The sequence below is a fragment of the Flammeovirga aprica JL-4 genome (assembly GCF_012844305.1).
GTDB lineage: Bacteria > Bacteroidota > Bacteroidia > Cytophagales > Flammeovirgaceae > Flammeovirga > Flammeovirga aprica.
The window spans coordinates 1-12,548 of sequence record NZ_JABANE010000096.1; the positions used below are offsets into that span (position 1 = coordinate 1).

9 protein-coding genes are annotated in these 12,548 nt (G+C 34.3%); 6 read left to right on the forward strand and 3 right to left on the reverse strand.

Going from position 1 to position 12,548, the window contains the following annotated elements; genetic code table 11:
• The first annotated feature begins 247 nt into the window (after positions 1–247).
• From HHU12_RS25635 to HHU12_RS25655, 5 genes are all read left to right on the forward strand, one after another.
• Complete coding sequence (locus HHU12_RS25635; RefSeq protein ID WP_169659590.1) at positions 248–1,123, forward strand: alpha/beta hydrolase; 876 nt, start codon at positions 248–250, stop codon at positions 1,121–1,123.
• A gap of 251 nt (positions 1,124–1,374) precedes the next feature.
• A complete protein-coding gene (locus HHU12_RS25640) occupies positions 1,375–1,986 on the forward strand; it encodes a hypothetical protein (protein WP_169659591.1) in 612 nt (203 codons plus the stop codon).
• A gap of 152 nt (positions 1,987–2,138) precedes the next feature.
• Positions 2,139–3,098, forward strand: coding sequence for a quinone oxidoreductase family protein (locus tag HHU12_RS25645; RefSeq protein ID WP_169659592.1), 960 nt, complete (start codon positions 2,139–2,141; stop codon positions 3,096–3,098).
• Between the two features lie 85 nt (positions 3,099–3,183).
• Entirely contained in the window at positions 3,184–3,996 is an 813-nt protein-coding gene (locus HHU12_RS25650) for an MBL fold metallo-hydrolase (RefSeq protein ID WP_169659593.1), read from the forward strand.
• 185 nt (positions 3,997–4,181) lie between these two features.
• The gene (locus tag HHU12_RS25655; protein ID WP_169659594.1) at positions 4,182–4,496 is read left to right on the forward strand and encodes a hypothetical protein; all 315 of its coding nucleotides are present in this window, start codon (positions 4,182–4,184) and stop codon (positions 4,494–4,496) included.
• Between the two features lie 173 nt (positions 4,497–4,669).
• Here HHU12_RS25655 and HHU12_RS25660 read toward each other — a convergent pair whose 3' ends face one another.
• Both HHU12_RS25660 and HHU12_RS25665 read right to left on the reverse strand, forming a co-directional pair.
• On the reverse strand, positions 4,670–6,289 hold the full coding sequence (locus HHU12_RS25660; RefSeq protein ID WP_169659595.1) for an alpha/beta hydrolase family protein: 1,620 nt from the start codon (positions 6,287–6,289) through the stop codon (positions 4,670–4,672).
• Positions 6,290–6,297: 8 nt separating this feature from the next.
• On the reverse strand, positions 6,298–8,490 hold the full coding sequence (locus tag HHU12_RS25665; RefSeq protein WP_169659596.1) for a 7TM diverse intracellular signaling domain-containing protein: 2,193 nt from the start codon (positions 8,488–8,490) through the stop codon (positions 6,298–6,300).
• Between the two features lie 337 nt (positions 8,491–8,827).
• Here HHU12_RS25665 and HHU12_RS25670 point away from each other — a divergent pair, with 337 nt between their 5' ends.
• A complete protein-coding gene (locus tag HHU12_RS25670; protein ID WP_169659597.1) occupies positions 8,828–11,035 on the forward strand; it encodes a caspase family protein in 2,208 nt (735 codons plus the stop codon).
• A 65-nt stretch (positions 11,036–11,100) separates the two neighbouring features.
• Here HHU12_RS25670 and HHU12_RS25675 read toward each other — a convergent pair whose 3' ends face one another.
• Positions 11,101–12,504, reverse strand: a complete 1,404-nt coding sequence (locus tag HHU12_RS25675) for a voltage-gated chloride channel family protein (RefSeq protein ID WP_169659598.1) — start codon at positions 12,502–12,504, stop codon at positions 11,101–11,103.
• Positions 12,505–12,548: the final 44 nt, after the last annotated feature.

The window sequence follows — 12,548 nt, forward strand, 5'->3', positions numbered from 1 at the left end:
AATAAATCGTCATTCATAATATTACAAAGGTAGCAACATTATGGTCTGTGCCCAACTTTTGGTACTGACCCTTAATTAATGGTATTAAGAACGTGGACCCACAAGGAAAACGTAAAACTATAGCCTTATGTACCGATGTAGATAAGTTCAATTTTTCATTCATCCCTCTTAACTCTTACCTCATAATTCTTCCCTTTTTAACTATTTCTTTTTAGATTCAAGCTTTAAACTTATTATTGACAGACGAATGAATTTTTTTTTAAAAACACTACTTACATTATCACTTTTTTCTGTGTCATCTTCACTTTTTAGCCAAGGCTCTAAAGTCTTTGAAACTAAAACTGTAAAGAGTGAAATTTTGGGTAAAGAGAAAAAGTATTCTATCTATTTACCGGAAGGGTATGAAAAGTCAGAGAGAAGCTATCCTGTGCTTTATTTATTGCATGGTTACAGTGACAATCACACAGGTTGGGTGCAGTTTGGTGAAGTACAGCAGATTGCTGATAAAGCCATTAAAAAAGGAACTGCTACAGCTATGATCATTGTTATGCCAGATGCTGATACGGATCGAATCGGTTATACAAACAATATTGATGGAAAGTGGAACTATGAAGATTATTTCTTTAAAGAATTAATGCCTCATATCGAAGCCACTTACAGAACAAGAAATGAAAAGCGTTACCGTGCTATTGCAGGTTTGAGTATGGGAGGTGGAGGCACCTTTATTTATGCCTTACGTCACCCTGAATTATTTGCGGCTGCTTGTCCACTAAGTGCATGGTTTGGAGAAGCAGATTTCGAACAAAGGAAAAAGGAAATGGCACCTTATTATGAAGGGAAATCGAAAAAAGAGATACAAGCTCACTATGATAAAAACAATCCTTTGGTATTGATGGAACAACTTCCTGAGGAGATAGAATGGAACAACAAACTCCGCTGGTATATTGACTGTGGTGATGATGATTTTTTATATGAAGGAAATAGTAAAATGCATATCCTGATGAGAGATAAAAAGATTCCTCACGAGTACAGAGTCAGAGATGGAGGACATACGTGGACGTATTGGAGAAGTGCATTGCCTACTGTACTGGAGTTTATTACTAAATCATTTCATCAACATTAAAATAAATCTCAAATCTAAGTATTAGGAAAAGTTATGGAACTTTTTTAATGAAGAATTATGCTTCTTGTTGTGTCTCTACAAAGGTTCTACTTTCAAATAGATGAGCTACTAAGTTGAAAAGGTATCATTTTGTAGAGGCACAATGCCTTGTGGCTTAATTACCATCATAATTCTTCATTCTTTCCTCTTAATTCAAAACTATTTATTCTCTCGCAATTATGACATATAAATTTCATTCAATAAAATACCCGATGACTGTATTTTATTTTGCCCTAACGATAAACTTTGCTGGGTTGTTTTTTCCTCTGTTTTATGGATTAAATGTTTATACAATTTCTATATTGCTGTTGATGATAGTATTATGTATTGCCTATTATTTAAACTTTAGTGCTATCCATTGGGAAGAAATAGAGATTAAATTTTATGAAAAAACTATTACAATTAATGGGCAAATACTAGAGCTTGAAGACCTTGAGAGCTATGAGTTTAGAAGAGCCTCAGTGATGTCAGGAGATAGAACGCCTTTACATTTGCAATTTAGTAATGCAAAATTCTTATTTCATCCCCCTAAAAAATCACCTTCTGTTCAAGAAAATTATGATCATTTTGTCGATCAGTTTAATGATGCTATAAAAGAATTGAAATTAGGAGGGAAACAAAAAATACTTTCAAAAGCGTTTGTTATTGGTATGGGTGTACTTTGTTTAATTTATTTAATTGTAATGATATATATGACTGTTGTTTATGGATCACAACTTCTAAGAAGTTTACTTCCTCCATTTTTCCTGTGTATATCCACTTTTGGTGCCCTTGCTGGAATCAGAACAATACAACTACAACAAAGGAATAAAGTTACACCATGAATTTATAATTAGATAAGTGTGAAACATTTCTGCTTCAGTTTTATTTGAATCTATAGGTAAGAAATCTAAATTTGACTAGTATTGCACTAACATCTATAAGTATATCATTTATGTGGTATACTTTTTTTACTTCCAATCGATTAAATATAAAAATGAAAGCACTTACTTTTTCAAGTTTTGGTGGACCTGAAGTATTAGAATATATTGAAGTTTCAAAACCTGAACTCAAAGCCAATGAAGTATTGGTGGAGAACAAAGCCATCGGACTTAATTTTGCTGACATCTATAGAAGAAAAGGAAATTATCACTTAAAAGGTCAACCTCCATTTATTGCCGGTTATGAAGGTGCTGGGGTTGTTGTAGAATCTAAATCAGATCAATACAAAATAGGCGATAGAATTGCTTATACAGATGTTCCTTTTGCTAACGCAGAATACATTGTTGTACCTGAAGAACATGTGATTCCTATCTCTGAAAAAGTAGACTTTTCTTTAGCCGCTTCTGTTCTTTTACAGGGTCTAACGGCCCATTATTTGGCCAATGATAGTTATAAAGTAAAAGAAGGTGAAACGGTTTTAATTCATGCCGCTTCAGGTGGAGTAGGTCAAATTTTATCTCAAATCTGTAAATCAAAAGGAGCCAAGGTGATAGGACTTACGCGTAGTGAAAATAAGTTACAAACCATTCTTGATACCAATGCTGATTTTGCTTTACAATTGGATGATCTTTGGGTAGAAAAAGTAAAGGAAATCACTGAAGGAAATGGAGTTGATGTTGTGTATGACAGTGTCGGTGCAACAATCATGGATTCTTTTGAAGTGACGAAAGATACAGGCACAGTAGTATTTTATGGTATGAGTGGAGGAGATCCCGTAGCGATTGATCCTAGAATGCTGATGGATACAAGTAAGACCTTGACAGGCGGTGATCTTTGGAGTTACTTAGTGAATCATCATGAAAGAATGACTAGAGCGAATGCACTTTTTGAATTGATTGAAAAAGGCTTCGTCAAAATAAAGGAACCAGTAAGCTTTAAACTTTCAGAAGGGCAGAAGGCACATGAATATTTAGAAGGAGGAAAGAGCTCAAGTAAAGTATTACTTATACCTTAGTATGATATTGCAAAAGTGTTTATTCATTTTAATTCTAATAATAATTTTGTTTATTGAGAGTTAAAATGAATAAACAACACCTCAAATGATTACCACTGAAGAACTAACCTATGAAAATGTAAAGGGCTACCGTTTTGGTTATAGTCCCTTTGGAAAACCAAACCTTTCTACTTACATCTATTTTATTGATGGCTTATTGATCGATACAGGACAAAGTAAAGTACGGAAAGTCTTGCTCGATAAAGTGGATCATTTACCCATTGAACAAATTTTTATTACACATCATCACGAGGATCATACCGGTAATATAATTCCTTTGAAAGAGAGATTTCAATGCCCAATTTACAGTTCTGAAAAATGTGCTGAAATGATGTATCATCCTCCTTCAATAAGTTTTGCTCAAAAGATCACATGGGGTGAAAGAGAAGTGTATCATGATTTAATTCCAATTGAAAATGAGATCAAAACCAAGCACCATACTTTTGAGATAATTAAAATACCTGGTCATGCTATTGATATGGTGGCTTTGTATGAACCCACTCAAAAGTGGCTGTTTTCTGCAGACTTATACATCAATTCTTATATTGGTTATTTCCTAAATAGTGAAAGCATAGCTCAGCAAATTTCTTCTATTAAAAAAATATTAGCATACGATTTTAAAGTAATGTTTTGCAGTCACAATCCGCAGTTAGAAAACCCTAAACAGAAGCTAACTGATAAGCTTAACTTTTTAGAATCTTCCTTTCATTCCATTACCGAGTTGCATCATAAAGGATTAGATCAAAATCAGATTTTTAAAACCTTAAGATGGAAAGAAAATTGGTTAGTAAAGTTCTTGTCAGGAGGTGCATTGTCTAAAATGAATTTAATTAAGGCAGTGATAAGAGATGTAGAATAGATTTTACTGAACTTCTGTAAAATAGATATTAAGGGCGATCTATTTTTGGGGAACAATCATAGATAATTAGAGGATGATTCATATTTTTGCATTACTTTTTTAGCTTTTTACATTTTTTCATTAAGAGTACAGTAAATATACAATTATATCCTGCTGAATATAATACGAATCAACGTCAAACTTTATTGAAACAAACAGATAATCAAACATCTGTTTCACGTTCTTACCCAGGAGATGATCTTTTTACAAATTATTTTTATGGTAAAACATTTAACCATGATGAACACAATATCATGATCTCTATTGAAATCAATAATGAATCAATCCAACTTCATAATGGAAACCATTTCATCAATGATTTCTTATTAAACAATATCTGTCGTGATGTTGAATATAACATAGATACTCTTGTTCAAAATATTAATAATTGGATTCATACACAGATTACCAATGATTTAGAGTATGTAGGAGCCTATGATTTATGTGATTTTGTTAACTAATTCTTATATACCACGAGCTTTCTTTTTTGAGACTTATAATAAGAATATCAAAACTTAGATGATTGGGCTTTACTGTTAAAGCAGAATCAAAATAAAACACCTCTTAAAAATCATTCTTGAAATTTAAGAGGTGTGATTATTTTAAAAGTAGTTTTTATCTGACTACTGAGTGTCTATTTTATTAATCCTACTTGAGATCCAATCCATTCATTAATTGTCTTAAATAAAAATGGATGATATCCTTCAATCTCAGTCAACTGAACATCTCCGCGTTTTCCACCTTTAATTAGAAGATGATTAACTTTAGGAAGAATTCTTGTGTCGAAAACTGAAGCGTTTTTAAAAGTAGATACTCTCTTTGCACTTACAGTTGGATCTAATAAATTATCTTTTTCACCATAAAGTGTTAGAACCGGAACCTTCACTTTTTCCCAAGCATTTTTAGCATCAAAATCGTAATATTTTTTCCACCATTCAATGTAATCAGTCTCATCAAGAGTTGTAACATATTCAATCATAGGAGTGACTAAAATTCTGTCATGTGCTTTGGTCAAACTTTCAGTTTTTTCACCAGAGGCTAAATATTTAATTAATTCATCTTGGTATTCTAATGTGATTTTTACATCCTCCGGAGTAAATTCATCCGCTACTAATCTTTTTTCCAAAGCTTGTCTTTCCTGATCAACAAACTTACACATAGCTCCTGAAATGTTGACGATAAACTGAATATCTTCTTCATCCTCAACCGCCAAAGGCATCACATATCCTGCCTGATCAAAACCTACAAGACCAATTCTTTCTTCGTCAATACGTTTTGCTTTTTTCAGCTTATGAATCACTTTTTTCAAGTCAGAAGCAAGGTCATAAAAATCAGCTGATTTACGGTCTCCAGTAGAAACGCCACAACCTCTTTTATCATAGACAAAGGTTGCGATTCCATAGTAAGGAAGTGTTTTTACATATTCATCAAAAATGCTTCCTCTAAATTGTTCGCCTGCACCTGGTACATAAATAACAAGTGGTACTTTCTTGTCTTCAACATTAGGATAGGTTAAAGTACCTTCAATTTCAACATTGTCGTTTTTGACACTTATATCTTTAAAATCACTAAGTTCCTGAAGTCTCTTTCCTTCTTTCAGAGAAGTGCCCTCAGTGTAAGAATCGTATTGAAGACGTTCAGCCTCGCCATTTTCGTTTTTATAGAGGGTGATTGTAAAATCGGTAGGATAAGAAGAAGCCATTTTGGGTCCGGCTGCAAACGTGATCTGACGCTCATCCTTATAAGTTGGATAAAGCACTCTTTGCTTCCCGTTCTTAAAATCTAAAACTCTTAAAGGATTAATGGAACCATCAATATAGAAAGGCTCAATTTGTATAATACGCCCGTCTTCAAAACTAAAGTACCCCAAAAGATTACCTAAATCGGCAATATGAATAGGGGAAAGACGGATCAAATTACAATCAAATTCTTTGTAGCCCACTTGAAACTTACCCATGATGGTAGAATCATTCAATATCTCCCCTCTGTAAGAAGCGGCCATTGAAGGAGTGTCAATAATGAACTTTAAAGAATCAGAAGTTTCAGTATACTCGTTTACTTTATCTGTTTCCTCTTGATGATAGAAAAGCTTTACTTTGATGACTGAATCAATATCTACAAACATTAAATCAGGGTATAAATCAAAATCAGCTGTACCTATCCATTTTCCTTTCAGGTTTTCATTTTTCCATTGTCCAAATGAATTAGTATAAAATGAAATCAAAAAAATTAGAGGAAATAAAAATTTACGCATTGTTGAAGTTATGGTTTAAGATGAAAACCGATCACGAGTATATCATCTATTTGATGTTCAATTTTACCTTCACCGGTCATCCATCTTAATAAAAACTGATCTAAAGCCATTTTCTGCTTATCCATAGGAAGTTTGTGTATCATATCCAGCAAATCTCTAAACTTCCTGCCACCAATTTTTCTATTAATAGGACCACCAAATTGATCTTGATAACCATCGGAAGAAATATAAAAGTGAGTAGGTGAAGTAACTCTCACTTTGTGGGTAGTAAACTCAAAAACATCAGGATCTGCTGCTCCAATACTGAATTTATCACCTTTTATATGTCCGAAATTATTATTCTCAATATAGTAAAGAGGGTTTTTAGCCCCTGCAAATGTAAGAATAGAATTTTTCTTATCATACACACACATACATAAATCCATACCGTCTTTCAGTGCACGTTTTCCTTCTACTTGCTTATGCAATTCCACTTTGATGTAGTGGTTGAGTTGATCTAAGATAATTCCTGGGTCCGTGGTTCTATCTGCAATAACAATTTGTTTCAGTAAGCGTTCGCCAATCATTGACATAAAAGCTCCTGGAACACCGTGTCCTGTACAGTCAATGGCAGCTATATACGCATGGGAAGGAGTATCATGATGCCAGTAAAAATCACCTGATACAATATCTTTTGGTTTGAATAGTACAAAAGACTCAGGGAAAGAATGCTTTATAGCTTCAATACTTGGAAGAATAGCATTCTGAATTCGCTGGGCATAATTGATACTGGCTGTAATTTTTTCGTTCTTTTTTGAAAGCTCTTTTTTCTGGTTTTCAATTTCTTCATTCTGTTTCTCCAATGAGGCATTCATGGATTGGATTTCACCATAAGCATCCTCAATTTTTCTTGTATAACGGTCTGTCTCCTGAGAAACTTTATCCAGCTGACGGGTTCTTTCTTTTACTCTTCTCTCAAGTGTTTTTCTGTCTTTTTCCTGTTGTTGGATCAAAGACTCTTGAATACGTTCGGTATCTTCTTGTATGAATTTATATTTATCACTTAATGCCAATGAAAGAAGCATAATTTCCATGATCGTACCAAAGGCCAAAGCATATCTTGTAATGAATAAGTTGGAAGGAATGAGGCCTTCAGTAGTAAGGGTGTGGGTAATGATTCCCATCGTAAAAAATGCCCAAGCCAGTATAAAGTAACGGGCAAATTTATTTCCTCTTCTGTAAATATAAATACCTGATGAAATAAGGACTATTGCATTGATGGAAGTCGATTTATTGGAGAGTTCCATGACCGTTTGATAATTGCCAAGGAAAGTATAAACAAACATCAATGCGCCAAGTGTAATCATTCCAATCAAGGCACCATAGACATATTTAGAATAGTTTCTCACCTTCAAGAAAGAAAGAGTGAAGATGGCTGAAGTGACAATCCAGAAACTAATAGCTAAAGGAGCAATATATTTTTGAAGTCCTGGACTCCACTGGTGTAAATACTGGAAGTTATGACCACTATCACTTGAGAAGTAAATCACATTGCCTAAAATAGGTAATACATACAATAAATAATTGACGTCCCTTAAAGAGAAGAAAATCATCAAATTGTAGAGAACCATGATTAATATAATCCCAAAGTAAAGCCCGTAAAGCATTTCAGAGAAAAGACTGTACTCTAAAAAAGCATCACCGGTATAGATCTTCATGGGCAAATTGATACCATTACTAGAATATACTTTTACAAACACATTGTATTTGGTGTCTGGTTTTAGTTCGAATGGAATTACAAAATTTCTATGATTGATCACTCTGGAGTTGAATGGGAAAATATCACCCAGTTCCCAAGAGATATGGTTTTTTTGTCCTTCTGCTACCAAATAGACTTTTAAATAGTCAATATTGGGATTGGCAATCTCAAAATACCAGTTTTTATTATGGTCAACATCATGCTCAATCGGTATATTCACCCATAATGTTTTATCAAGAAAACCAAAGTTCAGGTCTTCTTTAAACTTGATAAAATAATCATCAGGAGATTCTTTTAATCGATCGAAATCTGTTTCATCCTTATCGAGATAATACCCAATTCGATTTTCAATTTTCAGTTCTTCTACTAATTCATCTAAGTTGACAGAGGGTGCAGTATTTTGAGCAATAGCCGGGAAAAGAATAACAGTAAGTAGAAAAAGTAATAAGTTGAGGACTCGCATATAAAAGCAAATGTAGTGTTCGTATTGAAAAAAGATGCTATATTAGAATTCTAATATTCTTCTATTTGTACATGAATCAATATCACCTTAAGGACTTGAACATGGTTTTATTGATATAATTAATGTATTGTATTTATAACGTTTTAGGCGTTGTTTATATTTTCCATTGCAGTTAATTTAACTGACGTTCAAGGGTTTTAAGTGTAATAATTCAGGTGCAGCATAAGTGAGAAAATTAGAATTTAATTTTTGACTTGTTAGTTACAAATTAACATTTTAAACTGAAAATCTGTAACATTCAACTGTATATTATACAATAAAGAGAAAAAAAATGAGAATGAAACTAAAAAATTATTTTTTGTTTTTTTGTTTGTTCACAATCTGTCAAATTTCTTACTCCTCAGGGAAAAAAGCGTTATTGATTGGAATAGATCATTATATTGATTCAGATAAAGAAAGGTATGCTGAGTGGCAAGACCTTGATGGAGCTGTTAATGATGCAACGGTAATGTACAATCTTTTGAAATCTAAATATGGTTTTAGTACAAAAGACATGACTTTGCTTACCACCCCAAAAACAACCACTAAGAAATCTATTGTCAAGGCTTTTAACCAACTGATAAAAGCGGCTGACAAAGGAGATCAGATTTGTATATATTATGCCGGTCATGGTGCTCAAATTCAAAATTCTAAATTTTATGAATTAGACAAAAAGCATGAAGCAATAGTTCCTTCGGATGTTTTAAAAACAAATGATTTTTTATTGGATGTAGAAATTAACGCCTTGCTCAATAGAATTTTGGATAAAGACGCAGAGTTGACGGTCATTTTTGACAACTGTTTCAGTGGCTCTGGTACGAGAGGAGCTATTGACCTTAACAGTCTGCAGTCGCGTTATGTTCCGATCAGTGACATCGATATTGATCAGGTTTATAAAAAACAAAAATCTGCGGCAGAAAGAGGAGCTTTAGTAGTATCTGCAGCTAAGGATTATCAATTGGCAAAAGAATATAAAGATAACAGAGGTCAGTCTCATGGCGTGTTTACATATGCCTTGATGAAAGCGATGCAAATGAGTGCGGTTAATGAATCTGCGGAAGATATTTTTAAACGTGTCAACTCTATCATTCTTTATAACGCTGTTCCAAGACAAGACCCTGTAATAGAAGGGAGTGAAGAGAGAATGCAAAAGCCTTTGTTTGGAGGTGTTTCTGATCCCACAATGGGCGTACAGGTAGGTATAGTTGATGCTGAAAATAAGTATAAGATTACCTTAGATGGTGGAAGTGCTGTTGGTATTGTCCCTGGAACACAACTTACACATGAAACAAAAGGAGTGGTGGTAGAAGTGACTGCTTTATTTGGAGTGAATGGCTGTTATGGAAAAGTAATTCAATGTGATAAAAAGTTGACAGAAGGTGATCTGGTGAAGGTGACAAAGTGGGCTCCTTATAACAAGAATCGCCTGAAAGTACATTTTGGGGAAATGGGTATTTCTGATATCGAAATTAATGCTTTGAAAGAGCTAAGTATATTATTGAATGACAAAGGTCTCTTGGAGTATGCTCCTTATGAAGAAAAAGTAGGTTTAGTAGTAAGGAAGATTAAGGATAAATGGAAAGGTTTTTACTCTTCTTCAGAGTCAGTTTCATTTGGACATGAAGTGCCCTCGTTTGAGAAACTTGAAAAGCTTTCATCAAAACTTGATCCGTCTTATAACAAGATTTATATCGAAGTTCCTCCAGGTACTAAAGTTTATCAGCAGTTGAATGGTGATTTGTCAGGACTTCCAAAAGTAGAGCCTGTAAAACCTTTGGAAAAATTTGATTACCGATTAATAGGCCGTTTCAATGAAAAAAATGAGTTGGAATATTCTTGGGTAAGGTACGCAGCTCAAAAAGAAGAAAAACAGAATCCTTTGCCCGCTTATACGGATTGGGTTGCTCCTCATAGAATCTTTACATTGACAGACTATGCAGGTAGACTGGGGGAATTGAAAGGATGGTTGACGATGGAAGTGCCTCCAAATTCAGCTAACTTCCCCTTTAAATTTGCCTTGAAGAAAAATTCTAATGGTGATTTAGTAAAGAGTGGTGGACTGGTAGAAGGTGAAGAATATGGTTTAGCGCTTTACAAGGATAAAAACCTTTACAACAATTGGAATATGGAAGACCGTTACCTCTTTATATTTTTATTGACAAGTGATGGCTCTATGAAATTGTTATTCCCAACTACAAACTCATCTGTGGAGAATAATACAGAACAGATCATGAAAACTGCAAATGGAGATTATAAAGATGAAATTCTGATCGGGCACCCTGATTTATTAAGTGTTTCAGAGCCTTTCACTACTGACAATATTCTAATTTTGAGTACTGTGACAGATATTACAGATACATCAATTTTTAATCAAGATGGCGTTGTAACTCGTGGTTCCGGTGATCTGTCACTAGATGAGTTAATTAATGAGGAAGAGGAGAGAAGTTCAAAACAGAGTAACTGGTTTTTAGAGCGTCACACCTTTTTCGGTACAAAAACACAGTAATCTTTAGATAGCTTATAATAAGATCACCACTAGTTCTCTTTGAATAAGAACTAGTGGTGATTTTTTTATTTTTTATCTCCCTTTTCTCTATTTTCAATATGTTTTTTCTCCGCTTCTCTTATCACTTCAATTTCAGATAAAGTACTGCCTTTTTCATGCTCTTTTACCTGATTTTTAGCCGACCCTACAATCTGAGAGGAATAAATACTTGTATGTCCAGAAAACATATAAGCAGTAATACATGCCACAGCAATAAAGACTGCTGATGGAGCTCCAAACAATTCAATACCCATCATAGTACAAGCCATTGGTGTATTAGTAGCACCACTGAATACTCCCACAAAGCCCATTCCTGCTAAAAGTGCAACAGGTAAGGAAATATGATTAGAAAGGAACGAACCTAATGTAGAACCGATATAGAATAATGGTGTTACTTCACCACCTTTAAAACCAGCACCTAAAGTAAAGGAAGTGGTAAGGGTTTTCATCAAGAAGTCATACCAATGCATTTGTGTATCAAAAGCAGCGACAATGGTAGGTACTCCCAATCCAAAATATTTTAAATCATAATTGCTGTAATCCAAACCTTGATCATAATTGACAGCCATAATACCCAAGGCTAATACAATACCGCCAATCACTGGTCTTAAAGGAGCATAAGCAATTTTTGATTTGAATAAACCACCCCAGTAATGACAAGCTTTTGAAAACAGCATCCCTGTTAAACCAAAAGCAATACCTGCTAAAACACAAAGTGATAAATTCTGTAGTGTCATTTCAGGAACAATAGGAATATGGTATTCAGTGTGTGTGATGCCCAAATGATGACCCAAAGTATGTGTAGCATAATTTGCTACAATTGCCGTGAAGAAAGAAGGGAAAATGGCTTCATATCTCATTCTTCCTATGATATATACTTCAAGACCGAAAATTGCACCGGCAAGTGGAGTTCCAAATACGGATGAAAAACCAGCGGCAATACCCGATATAATCAAGATCTTACGGTCGTATTTATCAAGTTTAAAGAGTTTTGTAAACTGATCAGCAATCGCACCACCCATTTGTACGGCAGTACCCTCTCGGCCTGCAGATCCACCAAAAAAGTGAGTAGCAATAGTTGCAACGGTTACCAAAGGAGCCATTTTCAAAGGAATGATTCTATTGGGTTTTGTAATTTCATCTAATAATTGGTTGTTACCCTTTACAACATCCTGACCTAAGTAATAGTAGCAGGCCCCAATCAAGAATCCACCCACAGGCAATGCGAAGATGATCCATTTGTGAAGTTCTCTCCATTCAGTGGCCCAATGCAGTCCCCATAAAAACAGAGCAGAACCTATACCTGTTAAACCTCCGACCAGTGTGCCGATCAATGCCCATTTAAGAACATACAGCACAACCGGAAATTGCTCAACTTTCTTTACCCAATCAGGAAGATCCTCATGGGAGTAACCAAGAAATGACGCCATAAGTTTTTAGTAAATTTTATTTAAATTAAACTGTCATAATATTC